The organism is Pseudonocardia kunmingensis (genome assembly GCF_006716445.1).
GTDB lineage: Bacteria > Actinomycetota > Actinomycetes > Mycobacteriales > Pseudonocardiaceae > Pseudonocardia > Pseudonocardia kunmingensis.
On sequence record NZ_VFPA01000002.1, the window covers coordinates 330,644 to 350,744 of the forward strand.

At 71.1% G+C, this 20,101-nt stretch carries 19 protein-coding genes; 8 read left to right on the forward strand and 11 right to left on the reverse strand.

The window, feature by feature from the left end; all coding sequences use genetic code 11:
- Positions 1-92: 92 nt before the first annotated feature.
- Positions 93-2,492, reverse strand: coding sequence for an AAA family ATPase (locus tag FB558_RS17400; protein ID WP_142054774.1), 2,400 nt, complete (start codon positions 2,490-2,492; stop codon positions 93-95).
- A gap of 402 nt (positions 2,493-2,894) precedes the next feature.
- Between FB558_RS17400 and FB558_RS17405 the strand changes: the two genes are divergently transcribed.
- Positions 2,895-3,224, forward strand: a complete 330-nt coding sequence (locus FB558_RS17405; RefSeq protein ID WP_142054776.1) for a DEAD/DEAH box helicase — start codon at positions 2,895-2,897, stop codon at positions 3,222-3,224.
- Here the strand turns inward: FB558_RS17405 and FB558_RS17410 are convergent.
- The 3 genes from FB558_RS17410 to FB558_RS17420 all read right to left on the reverse strand — a co-directional run bounded on the left by FB558_RS17410 (position 3,187) and on the right by FB558_RS17420 (position 5,857).
- Positions 3,187-4,158 carry an IS30 family transposase gene (locus FB558_RS17410; protein ID WP_246106683.1) on the reverse strand — a complete coding sequence of 324 codons (972 nt, stop codon included), beginning with the start codon at positions 4,156-4,158 and terminating at the stop codon, positions 3,187-3,189. The genes FB558_RS17405 and FB558_RS17410 overlap by 38 nt on opposite strands.
- Positions 4,159-4,433: 275 nt before the next feature.
- The gene (locus FB558_RS17415; protein WP_142054781.1) at positions 4,434-5,660 is read right to left on the reverse strand and encodes a tyrosine-type recombinase/integrase; all 1,227 of its coding nucleotides are present in this window, start codon (positions 5,658-5,660) and stop codon (positions 4,434-4,436) included.
- Positions 5,657-5,857, reverse strand: coding sequence for an excisionase family DNA-binding protein (locus FB558_RS17420; RefSeq protein ID WP_142054783.1), 201 nt, complete (start codon positions 5,855-5,857; stop codon positions 5,657-5,659). The genes FB558_RS17415 and FB558_RS17420 overlap by 4 nt, the downstream gene beginning before the upstream one ends.
- Positions 5,858-6,072: 215 nt before the next feature.
- Here FB558_RS17420 and FB558_RS17425 point away from each other — a divergent pair, with 215 nt between their 5' ends.
- Positions 6,073-7,029 (forward strand): hypothetical protein, encoded by a 957-nt coding sequence (locus FB558_RS17425; protein ID WP_142054785.1) that lies wholly within the window; start codon positions 6,073-6,075, stop codon positions 7,027-7,029.
- A 192-nt stretch (positions 7,030-7,221) separates the two neighbouring features.
- Here the strand turns inward: FB558_RS17425 and FB558_RS17430 are convergent, their stop codons facing one another.
- From FB558_RS17430 to FB558_RS17440, 3 genes are all read right to left on the reverse strand, one after another.
- Complete coding sequence (locus FB558_RS17430; protein ID WP_142054787.1) at positions 7,222-8,691, reverse strand: hypothetical protein; 1,470 nt, start codon at positions 8,689-8,691, stop codon at positions 7,222-7,224.
- A gap of 116 nt (positions 8,692-8,807) precedes the next feature.
- On the reverse strand, positions 8,808-9,149 hold the full coding sequence (locus tag FB558_RS17435; protein WP_142054789.1) for a helix-turn-helix domain-containing protein: 342 nt from the start codon (positions 9,147-9,149) through the stop codon (positions 8,808-8,810).
- Positions 9,146-10,321, reverse strand: coding sequence for a tyrosine-type recombinase/integrase (locus FB558_RS17440; protein ID WP_246106582.1), 1,176 nt, complete (start codon positions 10,319-10,321; stop codon positions 9,146-9,148). The genes FB558_RS17435 and FB558_RS17440 overlap by 4 nt, the downstream gene beginning before the upstream one ends.
- Before the next feature lie 492 nt (positions 10,322-10,813).
- Between FB558_RS17440 and FB558_RS17445 the strand changes: the two genes are divergently transcribed.
- The 4 genes from FB558_RS17445 (at position 10,814) to FB558_RS17460 (ending at position 13,988) form a co-directional block, all read left to right on the forward strand.
- Entirely contained in the window at positions 10,814-11,137 is a 324-nt protein-coding gene (locus FB558_RS17445; protein ID WP_142054791.1) for a hypothetical protein, read from the forward strand.
- Positions 11,134-12,564, forward strand: coding sequence for a relaxase/mobilization nuclease domain-containing protein (locus tag FB558_RS17450; RefSeq protein WP_142054793.1), 1,431 nt, complete (start codon positions 11,134-11,136; stop codon positions 12,562-12,564). Before FB558_RS17445 ends, FB558_RS17450 begins: the two co-directional genes overlap by 4 nt.
- Before the next feature lie 132 nt (positions 12,565-12,696).
- The gene (locus tag FB558_RS17455) at positions 12,697-13,206 is read left to right on the forward strand and encodes a hypothetical protein (RefSeq protein ID WP_142054795.1); all 510 of its coding nucleotides are present in this window, start codon (positions 12,697-12,699) and stop codon (positions 13,204-13,206) included.
- Entirely contained in the window at positions 13,206-13,988 is a 783-nt protein-coding gene (locus tag FB558_RS17460) for a hypothetical protein (RefSeq protein ID WP_142054797.1), read from the forward strand. The genes FB558_RS17455 and FB558_RS17460 overlap by 1 nt, the downstream gene beginning before the upstream one ends.
- Here FB558_RS17460 and FB558_RS43280 read toward each other — a convergent pair.
- Positions 13,940-14,518, reverse strand: coding sequence for a prepilin peptidase (locus FB558_RS43280; RefSeq protein WP_170231362.1), 579 nt, complete (start codon positions 14,516-14,518; stop codon positions 13,940-13,942). The genes FB558_RS17460 and FB558_RS43280 overlap by 49 nt on opposite strands.
- Positions 14,515-16,404: a bacterial transcriptional activator domain-containing protein gene (locus FB558_RS43285; protein WP_170231363.1), complete on the reverse strand. Its 1,890-nt coding sequence runs from the start codon at positions 16,402-16,404 to the stop codon at positions 14,515-14,517. Before FB558_RS43285 ends, FB558_RS43280 begins: the two co-directional genes overlap by 4 nt.
- 41 nt (positions 16,405-16,445) lie before the next feature.
- Here FB558_RS43285 and FB558_RS45685 point away from each other — a divergent pair, with 41 nt between their 5' ends.
- A complete protein-coding gene (locus FB558_RS45685; RefSeq protein ID WP_142056525.1) occupies positions 16,446-16,691 on the forward strand; it encodes an alcohol dehydrogenase catalytic domain-containing protein in 246 nt (81 codons plus the stop codon).
- Between the two features lie 97 nt (positions 16,692-16,788).
- On the opposite strand, the gene FB558_RS17475 is transcribed toward FB558_RS45685, so the two are convergent.
- Positions 16,789-17,676, reverse strand: coding sequence for a fumarylacetoacetate hydrolase family protein (locus tag FB558_RS17475; protein WP_142054799.1), 888 nt, complete (start codon positions 17,674-17,676; stop codon positions 16,789-16,791).
- 14 nt (positions 17,677-17,690) lie between these two features.
- The gene (locus FB558_RS17480) at positions 17,691-18,788 is read right to left on the reverse strand and encodes a cupin domain-containing protein (RefSeq protein ID WP_142054801.1); all 1,098 of its coding nucleotides are present in this window, start codon (positions 18,786-18,788) and stop codon (positions 17,691-17,693) included.
- 244 nt (positions 18,789-19,032) lie between these two features.
- Here FB558_RS17480 and FB558_RS17485 point away from each other — a divergent pair, with 244 nt between their 5' ends.
- Complete coding sequence (locus FB558_RS17485) at positions 19,033-20,058, forward strand: ABC transporter substrate-binding protein (protein WP_142054803.1); 1,026 nt, start codon at positions 19,033-19,035, stop codon at positions 20,056-20,058.
- Positions 20,059-20,101: the final 43 nt, after the last annotated feature.

Genomic DNA, 20,101 nt, shown 5'->3' on the forward strand with positions numbered 1-20,101 from the left:
CAGCCCGAAGCACGTGGTGTAGATCGTCCAGCTGCACCTTTCGATGCGCTGGCGCAGCCGCAGGACCCGTAGCCGCCGATGCAGGTCGGGAGTCAGGGTTCACCCCAGGCGCCGAGCAGCTTGCAGGCTTTGCGCGCCGCTCTGACCTCGTCGGCTAGCCCTCCCGCTGAGCTCCCGCCGGTGTCGTGTGTGGCTTCGTTCCACAGACGCAGGTAGCTCTCGCAAACAGCGCGGGCGGCCGGTGCCGCACCTGGCCGGTCCGGCAGCTCGTAGCGGCTCGCGTGGGTGAAGCGCTTCGCCGTGGTCTTGGTCTTATCGAGTGCGATCACAGTGGCGTGCAGGTCCTCCTGGGCGAGCACGGCCCACCGCAGTGCGAGGCCGCGTAGCGCACCCTCCACCGCGTGCCGGCACATGCCGCGGACCAGTACCGGCAGCCGTCCGAGTCCTGCAGGAAGGTCGGCTTTCGCGCCGAGGGCAACAAGATCCTGAGCATCGTCCAGCAGCGACACCCACGGAGCCTTCCGCGCATCCGCCGTGACCGACCCCCCATCGCGGGTGAGGGTGCGCACGTCGGTGTCCGGCCTCTTGGCGACGAGCGCTTCGTTGAGGCGCGAGTCGTGAGTGAGCACGACGACACGGCGGTCTGCTGACAACCGGACCAACTCGTCGGAGACGAGGTCGATGCGCATGTCATCGAACGCGTGCACCGGGTCGTCCACGACAAGAAACGCGAACGGCCCGCCGGACCGTGCTCGTAGCAGCGGGGCCAGCACCAAGGCGTTGCGCTGGCCCGCGCTGAGCATCCCTAGTCGACGCTCGCCACCGTCATCCCCGACGAGTTGCAGGGTGTCGGCGGCGGCGAACGTGAGGCCGGCGAGCTGGAGCGGGGTGTCGGCCAGTAGCCGGTGCAGAACCTCGGCGACCTCCTCGCCCAGCCGCGTGCCGCGGGAGTCCCGCAGTTCCTTCCGCAGGACGGTGAGGTTCTTGGACGCCTGGGTCCAGTCGTTCGCCGTCACGGCGACCGGCCCGTCGTCGCGCCACGCCTGCGCGAACGGATCAACCGCCGCCAGTCGAGCCGCCCGCCATCGGCGGTCGTGGTCGCCGCGTGTCTGCACCTCGTGCGCGAGTACCGAGAACGACGAGCCGAGGAGACGGTCGACGACATCGCCCAGCCGAGCCCGATCGGTGGCCGTCCGCCCGTGGTCCGGTGGTGGGTCGGTCAGCGTGTCCGCCAGCCCGTCCGGATCGATGGCGAGGGACCTGGCGGCCTCGAGCAACGGTCGCACGTGTTCACGGTGCACCTCCTGCAGCCCCCGGGCGGACTTGTCCACCTGACGGCGGGCGGTCGACCACTCGCTCAGCCGCCGGGCTGTGTCCGACAGGACGAGCCACCAGTCGACGCCGTGCCCGCACACCGGGCACGGGCCTCCTGGAGGGTTGCCGGTGAGGGCGTCGTGCAGCTCGGTCAGGTGCTCGTTCAGCCGGTCGTCGATCCGGCTGTCGAGCCGCGTCTCGCTGTCGTCGAGCTGCCCGAGTGCATCGCGAACCTGCTCCGCCTGACGCTTGACCTTGGCGAGGCCTTCGGTGGTGACGCTGAAGACCGTGGTCGTCAGGTCGCCGTCCAGCTTGTTCTCGGACAGCCAGTTGTCGGGACCCTCGCTCCCGAACCGGTTGGGGAACTCGATCACGGCCATGGGGGGCGCGGCGCCGTCGGTGAACTGCGCGTCGACAGTGGCGATAGCCGTTCTCGCCGATCCTTTGAGGGCCTGCAGCCGCGCCACCGATTCCTTGGCTGCCGCTGCTCGTGACGCGACGTCCTCGCTGAGCTGGACGAAACACGGGCCCAGCGCGAGGAGGTCGTCGAGGTGCTTCACGAGGGCCTCGGGTGTGCCCAGGCGGTCCTGGGTCTCGGCGTAGGAGAAGACGGGGGTGAACGCTGAAAGCGCGGCCTGCCAGTCCGGATCGGCGACGGTGACGGGGTGCTCGTTGTCGTGGGACGCGAGTACGGCCACCGCGTGCGGTTGTGGGTCGTCGGTCCAGACGCACCGCAGCTCGTCGCGCCCGCAGCGCAGGCGGACCTCCACCCGTGCCCGCGCGGCCCCGACCGCCCGATCGACGGGTTGCCACAGTTCGCGTGGCTGTGGCGCCGGTGCTCCCCACAGCGCGGCGCGCACCGCGTCGGCGATGGTCGACTTTCCGGTGCCGTTGGGTGCGTGCACTACGGTGAGCCCGGCTCCGGGATCCAGAGTTAGTTCGAACGAGTCCGGGATGCCCCGGAACCCCTCGATCCGCACTTCGGTGAGCCACCACTGCCGACCGTCCACCGGCGGGGCCTGCACGGACGGGTCAGCTGCGAGGCGCTGGTCGACGAGGTCCAGGAGGCGCTGCCAGTGCGCCTTCCCCTTGGCGGACGCCGCCGCCAGCCTGTTCACGACCTCCACGCGGAGCTGTTGCCAGTCCAACACTGTGGTGGGGCTCTCGTGCGAACTCATCGGGGGCAAGTTCTACGGGCTCGGATCATGCTTGGCGTACCGCAGGACGGGTGATCGCAGCCACGGGTCGTCACCGTGCGTCACATCGATGTCGTCTCGGGCGCCGGGTGCCCCGGCATTAGCCAGTCGGGTCGCGGCGTACTGCCGGGGTCCGAGGGGGGAGCGGTGGAGTTGGGCAGGGCGTTCGCGCGGGCAGCGTGGTGGTTGTCCGCGACGAGGAGTGGATTGTCTCCTGCGAGCCTGCGGAAGATGGGTGGAAGGTGCGCTGCGTCGGCAGCTCCAAGCTGGTGCAGGCCACATCCGCCACCTTCTACAGCTCTGGACGACATCGAGGCCCTCGACCCGGCCGCCGCTCGACTCGTGCAAGCCGACTCGCCGTACTTCCGCCGCAGCAGGCTGTGGGTGGAGGCGGTGGTGCGCAAGACGCCGGTGCCGCTGCATGAGCCGAGCCTGATGGTGAGCCCGCACATGCTGCTCGACGCCCTGGCCTTCCAGCGCCAGGCGGTGGAAGGCCCTCGATCCTGCCCGGCTGCGCCCCGCCTGCTCATCGCCGACGCCGTGGGCGTGGGCAAGACCCTCAAGATCGGGATGATCCTCGCAGAGTTGACTCGGCGGGGCCCGCCGCCCGGTTCTTGTGGTCACGCCGCGGCACGTGCTGGTGGACCAACTCTCCGTTGCGAAGAACTCGGCAGATTCAGCCAGTCGAAGCATTCGCCTCGACGAGTTCGGTGAATAACTCGGAGGGCTTCTTCCAGTTGTGAATCTTACGGGGTCTGTCGTTGATGTCGGAAGCCACCATCGCCAAGTATGTCGGATCGGAGGTGATTGTCACACCTTTGGGGAAGTACTCGCGCACGATGCGGTTGAGGTTCTCGTTGCTGCCGCGCTCCCACGGGCTGTGCGGATGGGCGAAGTACACCGGCAGCCCGGTCGCGGTGATCGTGGCGTGTCGGGCCATCTCCGAGCCGCAGTCCCAGGTCAGCGAGCGACGGATCTGGTCGGGCAGGCCGTGGGTGGCGGCGATGACCGCGTCACCCACGGTCAACGAGTCACGCCCGGTTAAGGGCACCAGGATGAGGAACCGGGAGGTGCGCTCGACCAGCGTCGCGACCGCGGTCTTGCCGCCCTTGCCGATCACGAGGTCCCCCTCCCAATGCCCGGGCACCTGACGGCCCTCGACCTCGGCCGGGCGGTCGTCGATGTAAACCGGCTCCCGGATCCGCGGCGCCGGCTCGGGGCGCCGCCCGCCCTTGCGGGCCTTACGGCCGGTGCGCAGGCTGATCAGTTCGCTGGCCAGGGTGGACACCGGCTGGGCGTAGACCCACTGGTAGATCGCCTCGTGAGACACCCGGCAAGCCTGGTCGCTGGCGTACTCGACCGGCAACCGGCCCGCGATCGAGGCCGGGGACCACCCGTCGCGCAGCTGCTGACACACCACTGCCCGCAGCCGGGGTGAGCGCTCCACGGCGAACCGCTTCGGCCGCTCGCGCGCGGCGCACGCCGTGGTGTCCGCGACCACCGCCCGATACCCGCCACGGCCGCCGTGACGGGCCACCTCGCGCGAGATCACCGACGCATCGCGCCCGAGCCGCAACCCGATCTCGGTGAACTGCAGGCCCTCGGCCAGGCCACGGGAGATCTCCTCACGATCCGACAACATCAACATCACGCGCACGGCGGGCATCCTGTCCCACCGAACTCCCAAGATCAAATGCTACGACCGGCTGAGCCCAAGCTCTCCATCCGCAACACTTCGCGACCCGTCGAAGGCGATGATCGCTCGATGAGCCGGTAGCTGCTGACTCAGCGGCTTTGCGGCTGCCCGTACCTCCGGGCGCTGTCGTCAATTCAACCGTTGATCGGAGGCCGGCCCGCGGACGGCGGCGTTGGTTAGCCGGTAACGGTCTTCAGAACGATCGGAAGTACGACATCTGGTTTCGGTCAGCGGTCGAGGCTGGCACCCAGTCGCTTGAGGGCCTCTTTGGTCGCGTCGGGGGAGGCGAGGGTGTAGATCTCCATGGTCAGTGCGAACTGCGCGTGCCGGAGGATCTGCATCGCCACGCGGGGGTGGACGTCGAGGTCGGCGAGCAGGGTGCCGCAGCTGCGCCGGCCGTCGTGCACGGTGATCTTCCGGATGTCGGCCTTCGCGCAGCGAGCGTCCCAGGAGCGATTGAAGTTGCGAGGCTCAATGGGGGTGCCGTAGCGGGTGGTGAACACGAGGTCGTTGCCCTGCCATGCAGAGCCTGCGGCGGCGCGGGCGCGAATCTGGTCGTCATGACGGAGCCGGAGCGCCGTCGCGCAGATGCCGGGTAGTGGCAGCACCCCGTCGGATCCTTCGGTCTTGGTTTCGCGGTGCAGGAGCTCGCGACTAACGCGCTGCAGCTGCAGCGCGATGTGCAAGGACGATTTGTCGAGGTCCACGTGGGCCCAGGTGAGGCCGAGGACCTCGCCCTTCCGCAGGCCGAGGACGAGGATGAGGACGTAGGCGGCGTAGAACGGGTCGTGGTCAGCGCGGGCGGACTCGAGGAACCGGCGGGCCTCGTCGGTCGTCCAGGCCTGCCGACGGTTCGAGCGGGAGCGCACCTTCGGCAGCTTGACCGCCGCGGCGACGTTGCGGCTGACGAGCTCCTCGGTGACGGCCTGGCCGAGCGCGGAGCGCAGGCAGCCGCGGATATCGGAGAGCGTCCTCGGCGAGACCGTGGTCTGGCAGCAACGGTCGACGGCACAACAGCGCTGCTTGCTCGGGGGTCGGCCGGCGTCCTTGTCCTGGGCGCAGCACTGGCAGGCGCGGGCGATGGTGTTGATCCAGCTCTGGACCTCGCGCAACTGCAGTCGGTCGAGTCGCTTCGCGCCGAGGTGGGGCTCGATGTAGAGGCGCACGATGATCTCGTAAGTCTGGTAGGTCAGCGGAGCGAGGTTGGGCCGGACGATCTCGGCGAGCCAGTACTGCAGGTGCTCGCTGAGCGTTGGAACGCGGTTCGGGATCGCGGTGTCCTTGGCCAGGCTCTGAAGAGCGATCCACTTGTCGTGGACCTGCTGGCGGGTTCTGCCGTAGACCCACTTCTTGGTGCGCTTGCCGGTTGGAGTGCGGACCCAGGAGTAGGCCGCGAACCCGCTCCGATAGGGGAAGATCGATCCTTCGCCTGCCGCTCTTGCGCGTCCAGTCACGTTCGGGATTCCTCAGCTCGTTGCTTGACGTAGTCGTCGACCCACTCGGGAAGGATCCGGCGGTACCTGCCGTCCTTCAGGGAACGGAGCTCGCCGCTGGCGATGAGGGCCTTGGTCTTGTACAGGCCGAAGCCGAGCAGTTCAGCCACCTGAGCGGTCGTGTACCACCTCGGAGTCAGCCTGGAATCGCTGGTCATCGTCGCCTCCGTGCTCCGTCGCTGACACGTCCAGTGCTTCCTGGCGACTGACAGTGGCGGACACGGTGGTCGTCGATGTGGTCCGACGTGGTCGTTCGGTGCTCGTCATCGCGTTCGTGCAGCTTGTTGGCCCATCGCCGACCAGTCTCGGCGTCGATGGGCTGGTCGCGACTGACCAGTCCTGATCTGTGGATAACCTCCGCCGCCTGCGTGGCTTGATCAGCCGACTGGCCGTGGCTCGGCGTGGTCGGATCAACCGCTTCGACGCGGACGTCGGCCGGTCGTCGCTCAAGGCCGCGTGGCCGAGCGCCTTGTTGGACGCCTTCGGTGCGGCCTTTCCCTTGGCCGAGCTTCACTGCGTCGTCCCCCGCACAAAATCTCCGCTGCAAGAACTTTTCGGCCCTTTGGGTCCGCTGACGCCCGAAACCTTCTTCCGACTCCGATTTGGTGCTGGGCCCCTACGACGTAGTGCGGGCGCCGTGCTGAACCAGTTGAGCGGGCATCGCCTTGCGGGCACGTTCACCGCGCTGCGGTCGCTGTTCCGCTTCGCGAAGCGCCGACGTCTGGTCTTCGCCGATCCGACCCGCCGGCTGCACGTCGGGCGAGCACCGACCCGGGCCCTGCTGCCGATGACCGACGCGCAAATCCTCGCCGTCGAGCACGTCGCGGTGACCCCTGCCCAGCGGCTGGTCGTCGCCCTGGTCGCCGTCCACGCCGCCCGCGCGAGGGCGATCCGCGAGCTGACCCTCGACGACGTTGACCTGGCCGGTCGACGCATCACGCTGGGCGGTCACTCCCAACGGCTCTCGGAGTTCGTGCACCACGCGCTGCTCGCCTGGCTGCAACATCGCCGCCGCACGTGGCCGCACACGCCGAACCGGCACGTGCTGGTCTCCACGGTCACCGCGACCGGCACCGCACCGGTCAGCGACTACTACCTGAGCTGGCACCTGCTGCTGCGCGGTGTCCAGCTCGAGCAGGTCCGCGGCGACCGCGTGCTGCAGGAAGCGCTCGCGGTCCGGGCGGACCCGCTGCACCTGGCGGCGGTGTTCCACCTGAGCTCGGCGACCGCGATCGCCTACGCCGACATCGCCCGGAGCCTGCTCGAACGTCCCATCGAGGCCACCCCGGCGCCGCCCGAGGCGTCCGCACCGTCCCCGCTCGACCACTGAAACCTGCGCGGGCAGCGGGCCCCCGCCCCTCCCTGCTGTTCCGCGACCGGGCAGTCTGATCGAACCGGACGCGATCACGATCCTGAGCGGCTGAAAGCCCGTGGGTTCGTTCTGACAACGGTTCATTCAGGCTGAACCCACCGGGGACCTCAACTGGGAGGGTCGCGTATTCGTCTGCCGTGTGTTCGAGCGTCAGGTTCCGGCTCGGGTCGGTGCGGCGTAGCGGTTCCAGATGCCGCCGGCGTTGATGGTCTGGCGCTGGGTGGTGGTGTTGTGGAACCCGAGGGCGTCGGCGATGACCGGGGCGGGTGCCTGGAGTGCGAGTTGTCGGATGGCGCCGACGCGGGCGCGCCGCATCGGGATCCCGAGGTTGCGTAAGCCCAGGCTGAGGCTGGTGTAGTTCAGCGGCTGGCCGGCGTGCCGGCCGGGGAACAGCCAGGGGTTGGTGCTGCCGGCGGGTCGCTGCGCGAGTAGCCGACGGACGAGGGTGGCGAACGGTTCGGGGACCGGTGCGGGCGGGTCGCCGAGGCGCAGGGTCATCGCGCCGTCGTCGTCGGTGACGATGTCGTCGATGGTGATGGTCCTGATGCGGGTGACGGGCTGGGCGTAGAGCAGCAGGACGCAGGCCGCGACCCGCATCCGCAGCGGCCCGTTCCCGCTGTCCCCGCCGTCGCCGGCGCTGTCGGCGCTGTCGGCGCCGTGGTCGGTGACGGAGCGGCGCAGCAGGTCGAGGCGTTGGGTCTGGGTGAGGGCCTCGCCGGTGGTGAACCGGGTCCGGGCGAAGGTCAGTGTCGGGAGGTTGCGGCTGGTCATGGCCCAGTTCAGGAACCCGCGTAGCGATTGCCGGCGCCCGATCTTGAGCGCGGTGTAGTAGCGGTCGAGGTCGACCTGTCCGAGCTCGCCCGGGTGGCGGCCGGTGTCGGCGAGCCAGTTGCAGAACATGGTGGCCTGGACGAACTCGAGCCGGGCGTAGGTCCGGGCAGGAGGAGTGATCGGCTGCAGCGCGGCTTTGGTGCGCATCCGGGGTAGCTGGTGCCAGAGCCCGAACTGGCGCAGCAGCCGCTCGTGGGGATGGGCGGCGAGACCGGTGAGGCGTCGGGTCAGCCAGGCTTCGTAGTCGAGAAGCTGCTTGTCGATCTCCGGTAGCGCGCCGCAGTGGACGAGCAGCGCGCGCAGGTAGGGGACCCCGGCCTGGTCGGGGTAGGTGTTCAGGTCGGGGTGGGTCAGCGGCAGGTCCCCGGTGGCCAGGGCGCGCAGCAGGTCGCGGTTGTGCGGCTTGGTGAGCCAGACCAGCCGCCCGCCCGGGGTCGGGGTGGGGCCGGTGCTCAGCGCGGCGGCGAGCGGGACCAGGGCGGGGTCGATGTGGCCGGTACCGTTGTCGAGCAGCGCGGCGACCCGGTCGGTGACCGTGCAGCGGATGCAGAGTTTGCGGTGGTAGAGCCGTCCCTCGGTTTGGCAGCGGCGGCACCGGAACACGCTGTGGATGATCCCGGCGCAGGCCGGGCAGATCGGGGAGCCGTCGGCGCCGCGGCCGGGAAGGATCCGCTGCTCACCGCAGCCGGGGCAGGGGCCGTGGATCCTCAGGGCGGCCAGGGCGCAGGTCCGGCAGAGGCGTCCCTCGGGCCAGCACCGGTAGGCGGAGTGGTCGCGTCCGCAGCGCACGCAGATCCACCGCTTCGCGCGCGGCGGCGCAGCGACGGACGTCGTGCCGGCCGTGGTCCCTGTCGTCGTGGTCGGTGCCGTGGTCGATTCGTTGTCGGGCGGGTGTGGCGGTCGGGTCACGGCTCGGGGCGCAGCCGGGCGCGGGTCGGGCGTAGCTCGGACGGGCCGGCGACGGCGGTCGGGCCGGTGGCGCCGGCGGTCTTGCGGGTGGTGGTGTTCTCGGCTCGGGTGGCGATGAGGTCGGCGGGGGTGACTTCGAGCAGGTCGCAGAGCGCGGCGAGCACGGGAAGCGAGAGCCGTTCGGGGGTGCCGGTGACCAGGCGGTGGATTTGGGAGGCCGACAGCGTGATGCCGCGTTCGGCGAGCAGCGGCGCGAGGTGGGTGGTGGTAAACAGCCCGCGGGTGGCCATGATCTCGCGCAGCCGCCACTGGTAGCTGACCTGGCGTCGGCGGTTCATCGGCTGCTCCGGTCCGGTCGCGGCCCGAGCGCCACCGCGGTCGCGGTGGTCGCCGTGGCGCCGGTTGCGGCTTGGGCGAGGGTGGCGTCCAGCGCGCGGCGCAGGGTGCGGGTGCGGAAGTCCGAGGACACGCAGGTGTAGATCGCGGTCGTGGAGGCGTGCTCGTGCCCGACCTGGTGCTGGACGAAGAGCGGGTCCCACCCGGCCTCGATCAGGTGGGTGACGTAGGAGCGGCGCAGCGAGTGGAAGTCCAGACCGCGCCCGAGGCCGAGCGTGGTGCGGAGGGCGGCGAAGCGGGCGTCGATCTGGGTCAGCCCGACCCGCGGCGCCCGCTCCGAGGGCCACATCGCCGTGCTGGGCGGGACGCTGCTGGCGGCGAGCAGCGGCCGGATCTCGGTGGTCCACTCGGCGAGGGCCTCGGTGACCCACGGCCAGACGGTCAGCACGCTGCGCCGTTTCGGGGCGGAGCCCTTCATCGCCTTGCCGTGGCGGACGTAGCAGACCCCGCGCTCGCCGAACTCGGGCGCGTGCGGGTTGGTGCCGAAGTCGGCGACGTCGAGCATCCGGGTCTCGTTGCGCCGCAACCCGTACCCGTAGGCGATCTTGAACAGGGTGGCGTCGCGGAACGCGGGCAGCCAGCCCTTCCGACCGGCGCCGCGGATGCGGGCGACCTGCCCGTCGGCGTGGTCGAAGAACGCCTGCAGCTCATCGATGGTGAAGGCGCGCTTGATCGGGTCGCCCTCGGCCTGCTGGACGTGCACCGCGGTGTTCCACTCGTGCACGACCTGGACCGGGTGGGTGCCGAACCGGGTCTCGCACTCGCCGGGCCAGCCGTAGGCGGGGTCGGTCAGGTAGAGACACAGCAGCCGGATCGACTCCTGATAGCCGCGCAACGTCGAGCGGCGCAGCCCGCGCACCGCGCGCAGGTCCCCGAGCCACTCATCGAGCAGCGCCGCGGACCACAACCACGGGAACGCGTCGGCATGCACGGCGAACGCGCGGGCGGCGCGCTCCCGGGCGGCGATCGTCGCGACTGCGAGGTTGCGGGCCAACTGCTGGTTGCGCCAGCCCTCGAGCATCGCGGTGAACACCTGCTCCTCGGGGCGCAGCAGCGGGATCCCGTCGGCCAGGTGCAGCCGTGCCGCACCCGGCACCTGCGCCCCGATCCCCACTCTCGACCACTCCCGATCCGGCTCGCGTTGAACGGGAGAATGTCGCATCAGATGCGATTTCGCCAGTATCGCAGCAGGTCAACCAGCCGAACGAGTGGTCGCACGACGTGCCTGCACGGCGGCTCGGGGTGGCATCATCGCCCGCACCAGCAGCGCGTCCCTGCTGCTCAGCGCGAGTTCTGCATCCTGACCGAGAACCGCGCAGCGGACCGTATCGAGTTCGCATCTGATCGAATACGCGCCGCTTGCAGCGAGATATGCCAGAAGCGATGCTTCTGGCGGAGGCATGTGGCGTGGTCGGTGCGGAACGGGGGCGTTCCTTGGCTGCGCGTCCGGGCGAGGGCGGAGGGCTTCGAGGTGCCGCTTCGCGTGCGACCCCCAACGTGAGGACCAGCTGCTTCGCCGGTGGCCACGGCTTCGCAGCGGGGGTCTGGTGCCGTCAGGGCTGTGGAGCGTGACGGGGAGGCTCGCGAGCCGGCACGTCGGCGCCGGGTGCGGACCGCTCTGCCGCGGCGCCGGCAGGTGGTGGTGCGGTTCTCCGATGCGGAGCTGGTGCTCGTCCAGGAGCGGGCCGCACTCGCGGGTCTGGCGGTGGGCGCGTGGATCGGGCAGACGGTGCTCGACGTCGCGCAGCGCGGCGACGTCGTCGTGTCGCTTGGTCTCCCGGACCTGTTGCGGTTGCACGCGGACGTGGTGTTGGTGGAGCGTGCTGCGTCCGCGGGTGGGGTCGTCGACGCGCAGGTCGGTCGTCTGCTCGCGCGGCTGGATGCCGTGGTCGATGTGGTGGTCGCAGAGCTCGACCGGGCCCGTCGGTGATCACGAAGGTTGTGCACGGGTGGCGGGTCGGCGGGCTGATCGCCTATCTGATGGGGCCGGGGCGGGCGCAGGAGCACGTGCGGCCGCGGGTGATCGCGAGCTGGGATGGGCGGGACGCCGGCTGGCAGCCGCGGCAGACGGGCAGCGGCGAGTTCGATCGGGAGCTGGGCCCGTTGATCCGGGCGCTGCGGGCACCGGCTGTCGCCGCTGGATTGGCCGAGCGCGACGACGCGGGCAAGCGGGGGTACGTGTGGCATTGCTCGGCGCGGGTCGCGGCGGGGGATCGGGTGTTGTCGGACGCGGAGTGGGCGTTGGTCGCGCGGGAGCTGCTGGACGGCGCGGGGGTCGCGGCAGGCGGTGATGTGGGTGGGCCGCGGTGGGTGGCGATCCGGCATGCCGATGACCACATCCATATCGCTGTGGTGCTGGTGCGGCAGGACACGAGCCGGCGGTTCTGGCCGTCGCGGGATTTCCCGCGGCTGCGAGCGGCGGCGGCGCGGATCGAGCGGCGGCTGGGATTGACGGTGACGGCGTCGGCGGACGGGACGGCGGCGCGGGCGCCGGGGCGCGGGGAGATCGAGAAGGCTCGTCGGCAGGGCCGCGTTCCGGCGCGGGTTGAGCTGGCGCGTGCGGTGCGCGTGGCTGCGGTGGCGTCCGACGGTGTCGCCGGGTTTGTTGCGGAGTTGGAGGACGCCGGGTACCTGGTCGCGCTGCGGTGGGCGCCGTCGGGTGATCCGCTGGGGTACAAGGTGGCCCGCCGCGGGGACGTGAGTGCCGCGGGCGGTCCGGTGTTCTACAGCGGGAGCAAGCTGGCGCCGGACCTGTCGTTGCCGCGGCTGCTGCGGGGGTGGGAGGAGGCCGCGCTGGGTTCGGAGGCCGCGTCGCCGGTGGAGGCGGCGCGGCGGCGCGTCGACGGTGCCCGGGCCGCGATCGGCTCGGCGCGCCGCGGCCAGGCCGGCGAGGACGCCGATGGGATCGCGCACGCGACGCGGGACCTGCTGACCGCGGTGGGCGGCTGGTCGAGCGGGCTGCGCGCGGCTGCCGAGGTGTTCGACCGGGCGGCGCGGCCACCACGAGGGGCGCAGGCAACGGCGGGCCTGCGGGCGGCCGGGCTGCGCCGGGTTGCCCGGCAGTTGCTGCGGCAGCGCCGGATGCTCGGGGTGCCGGACGAGCCCGGGCCGGCGGCCGTTGCCCTTGCGGTGGCGTTGTCGGCGTTACTGCGTGAGATCGCGGCGTGGCAGCGGGAACGCGATCGTGAGCATCAGGCCCGTGCGGCGACGGAAGCGGCAGGTGCCGTCGGGCGGTGGGCAGATGAGTGGGCGGTGTCCCCGACCTTGGTGGGCGCCGCGCTCGACCACGGATCGGTAGTGCGCAGACCACGGCGCGACCATGCGGTCCGGCGACGCTCGAGTCCGCCGCGCGGCTGATCCGGTCGCGCCCCGGGATCTGAGGCGGATCGGATGCAACGCACTCGCCAGGCGGTCAGCGTGCTCGTCGCGCTGGTGGGCCTGCAGGACACGACGGTGGCCGCGCACCGACCAGGGACCGACGGTGCCGCGGTGAGCGTGCGGGTCGGAGGGGCATTGCTCTACATGCACGACGCGCAGACGGTGGCCAGTTTCAACCGGGTCTGGCAGTCGGTGGCTCACCAAGCGCGGATCCTGCCGCGGGAGGCCGATCCGAGGAGGGCGATGCCGGTGCGGGGGATGGCCGAGCCGGCGGTCATGGTCGAAGCGGCGGACTCGCCGCCCGCCTCCGCGCGGATGGAGCGACCGGTCGGGCGGGCCAGTCATCTCCGCGTCGTGCTCGGCCGCGTCGTGTTCGACGTCCGCGACCTCGGGGCGTTCCATTCGACGGTGACGGCCTTCCACAGGGCCGAGGAACTCGCCGCGACCGCGTTTCTCCCAACACCGGGGCCCTCGGCTCGTGAGCAGGCTGCGGCGGCCGCCGCGCGGGTGTTCGCCTCACCAGCCCGTGCGTCCACGCGGCCGGCCGCGGCGGCCCGGGAGGCAGTCGCCGGCGCGGCTGCCTCCCGGCGGTCGCGATCCGCCATCGAGAGGGTCGTGTGATGACCGCTCCGGACTATCCGCTGCTGGCGCTGGGCAGCTACGAGACCTACCAGCTCGCGCACATCGCCACCTACATCGCCGAACGACTCGTGCGGCACCGCCGGTCCGGACGCGGTCGGGAGGGTCGCGCGGCGCGGGCCGAGGCGGTGCGGGACCTCGCCGGCGCGGCGACCGCGTTGAACAACGCGACCGGCGCGAGGACCCCCGACGCCGAACTGCCGCGCCCACTGGACCGCGACACGTTCGCTGCGGCGAGGGAGCTGCTCGCCACCGGGCCGCGCACGGCCGACGTCGTGTCGTTGGCCGGGGCCGGGCAGCCCGGCTGGGCGGTCCTCGGGCACGTCCCGGGGCTGGGCGCGGTCGGCGCACGCGCCGTCACGAAGGACGTCGCCGACGCACTGCGGGCGCACTTCCTGACCCGGCCGGCCGGTGAGCTGTCGGCGTGGGCGGTCACGCAGGCCCCGCAGCGTGTGCCGACCCTTCCCCGCCAGGTCGACCTGGCCGCGTTCGTCGAGCACCTCGACCCCGATCGGGACGGCGACCGCGCCGTCGCGCGGAACCTGCGCGGCCACAACCGCCGGACTGACGCGGCGATCCGCGGCCGGTTCACCCACATCGACCTCGACGCGCCCGCCGTCGTCACGCCGCCCTCGGCACCGGCTGGCCCGCCGGCCCGCCGGGCGGCCCGACCGGCTCGCCGCCCGCCTGTTCGGGCCGCACGGCGGCTGCGGATTCAGAAGCCGGCGGCGCCGACGGTGCCGAACACCAATGCCGGGCCGTAGGGCACGAGCACGTTGTGGCCCGGCGTCGCTACGCTGACGATGATCGCGGTGGCGGCCACGAGCAGTGCGGCGTTGATGATGCCGGAGGCGACGGCGTCGTACTGGGTGAGGACTACGGCGAGGGTCGGGACGAGCTTGACGTCACCCCAGCCGATCGCCGCACTCGCGACCAGCTTGAGTGCCCCCGCGGCGCCGGCGCCGACGGCTGCGCCGATGACGCCGCCCCCGGTGAGGAGCACGATCAGCAGGGTGGCCACGAGCAGCGGGCCGGTCAGCGCATCGGGTAGCCGGCCCTCTCGAGCGTCGACAACTGCAGCGGCGCTGCCCAGCACAGCGAGCGGCAGCAGCACCGCGACGTCCGCTGGTGGCCGGGCAATCGCCACTGCCACCGTCGTCCCCGTCACGGCTGTAACTGTCGCGACCTCGACAGGGCGGAGGGCGATCTGTACGTGCATGGTGCGCTGGGCAAGCAGGAGCCCGGCCGGCCCGGCGATCATGGCCAGCACCACCGCAGTGTGGACGGTCGTCATGGTCGCGGCCGGCGCGGTCCGGCCGGCAGCAGATCGTTGAGGACGGCGAAGCTGTCGGGCGAGAGTTCCTCGGGAACGTCGAAGCCGCGGGCGTCGAGCAGGACGGCGGCGTACAGCTCCATTTCGGAGCGGTTGTCCTCGGCGTGGGCGATGCGCATGAGGTCGGTGAGCGGTCGGTCGAACGCGACGTCGATATCGATCATCCGGGCCCTTTCGGCGGCCCGGCGGGCAAGCACGGTGTCGCCGATGCCGAGGGCGATGTCGACGAGCTCGTGTGCGGTGTCGACGATGAACCCGGGAATCTGCAGGTCGTGGCGTTGGTCGTGGTTGTTGAGCCACGTGTACCCGCCCGGGCGCAGCGCGCTGAGCACGGGGCCGCGGATCAGGGCGAGGGCCGCTTCGTAGTCGCCGAGCGCACCCGGGTGGCGCGCCTCGTGTCGGGCCTGGCCGCGTTTGCGCAGCCGCCGGTACAGGTCCCAGTCCAGCAGGTGGCCACGCAGGCGGTAGGTGTTGTCGGTCTGCATGTCGCTGACGAACGAAGCCTGGGGATTGCCGCCGAGACCGCGGCCGGCCCAGCGGCGGGCGCCGTAGAAGGCGTGTCGGATCGTCGCCGGGCTGATCCGGTGCCCGTCGGGCCACAGGTCGGTGACCGCCTTTGCCGAGGTGACCCCGGCCGGGTGCAGGCTCAGGTAGACCAGCACCTCGGCGAACCAGCTCGGCCGGGTCGGCGGGATCGTGCCGGGTGCCCGGACGGTGGGCTCGCCCAGTATCGCGATCATCGGTACCGGTGGGGTGCATTCATGCCAGGCGGCGAGGTCGTCGTCGAGGTTCGGGTCCTGGTGGTCGACGATGGCGAGTCGGCGGGCTGCGGCGGGGTCGACGGGCTCCGGTGGGCCGGGCGGCGCGATCGCTGCTCCGACGTCACTCGCCCGCCCGTCGTCGTCGAGTTCGTCGTCGTCGGGGGGATCGGCGGGTGCGGTGGCGAGCGAGCCGTCCTCGTTCAGGCCAGCCGCCCATGGTTCGGTGGCGGTTGCCGGTCCCACGGGGACGGCCGGCGCCGCGGTGGAGCCGAGAATGGCGGCCAGGTGGGTGCCGGCGTTCTCGGTGAGCTGGGCGGCCTGCCACGGGCCGTCGTCGATGTCGGGCAGGTCGAGAACGCCGTCGTCGCCGATGTGCACCTGCGGGTCGACCGGGTCGACCACGACGACCGCGACCGCGGTGGTGCCTGGATCGGTCGCGCCGAGGCCGTCGAGTCGGGCGCGTTGGTCGTCGTCGGGTTCGTGTCCGACGAGGAGCACCGTGGGCAGCCAGGAGTCGGCCGCGATGTTGTGCACCCGTCCTTCGACAACGGAGGCGACCTGGTGCCGCTGGATCGCGGCCCCAGTGGTGGTGGCCCGGTGCTCGATCTCGGTGAGTGCGGTGTCCAGATCAGAGACGAGGAGCTGGTCGGGGTTCAGCGCGGCCAGTTCGTCACCAAGCCCGACGAGGAGGACTTCGGTGTCCTCGGCCGTTCGGCTGGTGGCCAGCTCTGCGGCGAGGTGCCGCAGCAGCGCGACGCATCGTGCGTGGTTGCCGCCGATCCGGAGAACTCCGCGCTGTTCGAGGTCGATCATGAGGGTGCGGTCGTCGGCGGTGGCGATCGACACCAGGGTCGGGAACGGGGCGCAACACCCAGCGGCTTCCTCGGCGGGAACGAGCAGCGGGTCGTCGGCGTCCAGACCCCACTCGCCCTCCTCACCGACGGCCACGAACGGGGCCGGGAGCGATGTCGTGCCGACCAGTGTGATCAGCGCGTCGGATGCGGTGAGTCGGGCCGAGCGCAGAACCGGCACGGCGATGTCGCTTCGGCCGGGATGCTGGAGGTCGAGGACCTGATCTGCTGTCACCTCGCAACCCACCGTCGGGCTGACGCCGCGATCCGTTCACGCTGGGCCACGAGAACGCGGGCTGGGTGGAGGCCGTCGGGGACGCGGTCACGAGCGTCAGGGTCGGTGACCCCGTGATCGTGCACCCGATGCGGACCTGCGGTGTTTGCTGGGCGGGTGCATCAGCACCTCTTCTGCGGCAGAAGCCCGGACGGTTCCTCTGGTGGGAACGAGCACCCGGCGCAAAGGTCACGGCCGACACGTCACCCGTGTCGCTCGACAGCCGCGCCCTCCGCCGGGCGCGCTGAGCCGGGAGGCGGCGGTCTTCGGCTACGCAGCCCGCCACGGCAACGGGTTCGTCCTTCTCTCGTCGGCGACGCCAGCACCGGACCGGCCGAGGAGGGCTCACCGCGCGGGCGGTGGCACCGGGCCCCGATCCTTGCCGGTGGTGGGCGACGGGCCGGCCGCGTCCGCGCGAACGTCGACCTCCAACCTGCCCCCGAGCCCGGACAGGTTCAGCACGACGGTGTCGCCTGCCGCCAGCGGCCCGACGCCGGCGGGCGTACCCGTGGCGATCACGTCACCAGGGTGCAGGGTCGTGACCGACGAGGCATAGGACACCAGCTGCGCGACGTCCCAGATGAGGTCACGGGTGTTGGCCTTCTGTCGCTGTTCACCGCTCACCCAGCATTCGAGGTCGACCTCGCCCGGCGCCCCGAAGACGTCGGCCGTGACGATCCACGGACCCAAGGGCGTGAAGGTCTGGAACGACTTGCGGGTGGAGCGGTCCTCCCCGCCGCGCATCGTGATGTCCATCAGCCCCGTGTAGCCGAAGACGTGGTCCAGTGCCTCGGCCGGGGAGACCGAGCGAGCCCGCCTGCCGATGATGCACGCGAGCTCGCCCTCCTGGTCGAACCGGCGGTCGTCGTAGGGCAGCTGGATCGTTCCGCCCGGTCGCAACAGCGAGGACGGCGCCTTCAGGAAGAACCCGAGCGCGCTGACATGCGCGTCGACATTCATCTCGGACTGATGGTCGGCGTAGTTCACCGGGGCTGCAATGATCTTCGTCGGGTCGGGGACCGGAGGCTGCAGCTCGACATCGGCCAGCCGGGCGGGCGACGAGCGGTCCGCGGCATCGGAGACGGCCGTCGAACCGAGGGCGGGCCATGCCTCGATCAGCCGTCGCATCCGGCTGATGCCGCTGCCGCGCTCGTCGACCAGCGTGCTGACGTCGCGCACCGCGTCACCGTGCACGACGCCGATCCGGTCGTCGCCGAAGGTCGCCAGACGCATGGGGTCTCTCCTCGCTATGCCGACACGGTGTCGGTCACGGTCTGTGGGTGGGCAAGGGTCTCGGTGCGGGCCAGCCCGACGGCCTCGATGACCGGGCCGTCGGAGAGCAGGAAGAGGTCGGCCCGGTCCGTCGCCTCGTGGTCGACCGCCGCCCAGGACGGCGCGACGAGGATGTCGCCTGCGCCCCACTCGTACCGCACACCGTTGATGACCGAAGCGCCCGTGCCGCGGTGGACGACCCAGATCCCGCTGCCGACGGTGCGGGTGGTCGGTGTGCGGTGCCCGGGCAGCAGGCGGTGCATCTCGCCCCGCAGCGTGGGCATCATGTCCCGGCCGGTCAGGGGATCGACGTAGCGCAGCGCGGCGGCGCGCCCTCCGGTGGCCGCGAGCATCGTGTCGAGGGCCCGATCGGTGTCGACCCACCGGTATGTCATCAGCGGGGAGTGCCGGTGCTCGGCAGGCTGCTGGGTGAGGGACGAATCGACGTACAGCGGCCGCAGTCCCGCGGTGCCGTGGAGCTGCTCGGAGCGGGAGACGGGGACCTCGTCGTAGGGCGTGAGCTCGTCAGGTCCGTTCTCGAAGAACACCGCGTCGAGGTTGCCGATCAGCGGCAGGTCCAGACCGTCGAACCAGATCATCGGCTCGTTGCCCGGATTGTGGTGCTCGTGCCAGGCGTAGCTCGGCGTGAGCACGAGATCGCCCGGTTCCATCCGGACCGGGTCGCCGTTGACCAACGTGAACACGCCCGAGCCCTCGAGGACGAAGCGGATCGCGGACGGGCTGTGCCGGTGGGCCGGCGCGAGCTCACCCGGTCCGAGGTACTGCACCGCGCCCCACAACGTGCGCGTGGCGAACGGCAGCCCGCCCAGGTCCGGGTGGGCCAGGCCCAGCACGCGCCGGTCCCCGCCGCGGTCGATACCCACGAGATCACCGGCACGCTCGGCCAGGTGTCGCAGCGTCTTCGCGCGCCACACGTGCGGTCGCATCGCGCTGGGCTGCTCGGGCAACAACCCCTTCAACAACCACAGCGGCTGCAGGTCGGCCTCGGCGACGTCCTGGTACAGGGCGTCCAGGTCACCGTCGTCATCGGCAGCGAATCGCGTCGTCACCATTCATCTCACCTCGTCTGGCTGTCCTGGCCGCAAGCTTTCTACGGAGTCGCAGTAGGACGGATACGGACCGAAACGCAGCCTGAACGTACCGGAAGCTATCGCGGGGAGCTAGGCCTTGGCCTGGCAATATGAACTCTTGACCTCCCTCGGAACTCGCACTAGCGTCCGCCGCAACCACTCCGCATACGTACCAATGTCGGTCCATCGTGGACGCTCGCTTCGCGTCACGGAGAGGAACGCCCCCATGTACGCAGCGACGAAGCACTGCGGCCGCCGCGACTTCCTGCGCCTGCTCGGCTGGGGCGCAGGCGGAGCAGTCGTTCTGGGAGGCCTGAGTGCCTGCGGTGGCGGGCCTTCCACCGCGGGCCCCGGTGGCGTGGGTTTCCGGGGTGAGGCGGCGGTCGCACACCTCGAATCGATCATCAATGCGGCTCCCGTCCTCGTCGCGGCCGGACTCGGCTACTTCCAGGACGAGGGGCTCGACCTGGATCTCGTCAGCTTTCCCGGGGGGACCGACACGATCCGCGGCATCGCCTCGGGCATCCCCTTCGGGATGCCGGCGACATTGCCGGGCTTGATCGCCTTCCAGAAGGGGCAGCGCGATCTGCGGATCATCGGCGGTGCCGTCCGCGAGCCACTGGTCAACTTCCTCGTGCCCGTCGATTCGGAGATCCGGAGCATCGACGACCTGCGGGGCAAGCGGATCGCGGTCAGCCAGCCCGGCTCCATCACGACGTACTTCGCGACCCGGATCGTCACCGAGCGGGGTCTCGTGCCCGGTCAGACTGTCGAGATCCTCAACGTCGGGAGCCCGCCGGACGCCTGGACGGCGGCGCAACAGGGGGTCGCCGACGTGGCGTGGTCGGCGTTGCCGATCTCGCAGCGACTGATCGACGAGGGCAAGGCGCGCCTGCTCTTCGAGTGCAAGGACCACGTGCCCAACTGGTCCGACAACACCTACTGGACGACGCAGTCGGTCATCGACGACTCGCCGGACATCCTGCAGGCGTGGTTGCGCGCTGCGCAGCGCGCCATCACGGCGATCACCACGGATCTGGACGCGGCCGCGCCGGCCTACGCGCGTGGCGCCGGGATCGCGGACGACCTGGCGCGGGCCGCGCTCGAGCAGGCCGGATCGGCGTTCAGCCTCGAGATCGACATGCCGGGGATCGAGGAGAACATCCGGGCGGGCTCCGAGCTGGGGCAGCTCGACCCCGCGGCGCTGGACCTGGAACGGCTCATCGTCACCGACTTCGTCGCCGCTCTCTGAGACAGGCCTACCCCGGCGGGTCGCGCCCGCCATGTCGGACACC

Bases quoted from the DNA above. Each gene is read 5' to 3' on its own strand.
- FB558_RS17400 (WP_142054774.1), bottom strand. From the start codon at position 2,492: ATGAGTTCGCACGAGAGCCCCACCACAGTGTTGGACTGGCAACAGCTC.
- FB558_RS17410 (WP_246106683.1), bottom strand. From the start codon at position 4,158: ATGTTGATGTTGTCGGATCGTGAGGAGATCTCCCGTGGCCTGGCCGAG.
- FB558_RS17420 (WP_142054783.1), bottom strand. From the start codon at position 5,857: ATGACCAGCGATTCCAGGCTGACTCCGAGGTGGTACACGACCGCTCAG.
- FB558_RS17435 (WP_142054789.1), bottom strand. From the start codon at position 9,149: ATGAACCGCCGACGCCAGGTCAGCTACCAGTGGCGGCTGCGCGAGATC.
- FB558_RS17460 (WP_142054797.1), top strand. From the start codon at position 13,206: ATGACCGCTCCGGACTATCCGCTGCTGGCGCTGGGCAGCTACGAGACC.
- FB558_RS43280 (WP_170231362.1), bottom strand. From the start codon at position 14,518: ATGACGACCGTCCACACTGCGGTGGTGCTGGCCATGATCGCCGGGCCG.
- FB558_RS17475 (WP_142054799.1), bottom strand. From the start codon at position 17,676: ATGCGTCTGGCGACCTTCGGCGACGACCGGATCGGCGTCGTGCACGGT.
- FB558_RS17480 (WP_142054801.1), bottom strand. From the start codon at position 18,788: ATGGTGACGACGCGATTCGCTGCCGATGACGACGGTGACCTGGACGCC.
- FB558_RS17485 (WP_142054803.1), top strand. From the start codon at position 19,033: ATGTACGCAGCGACGAAGCACTGCGGCCGCCGCGACTTCCTGCGCCTG.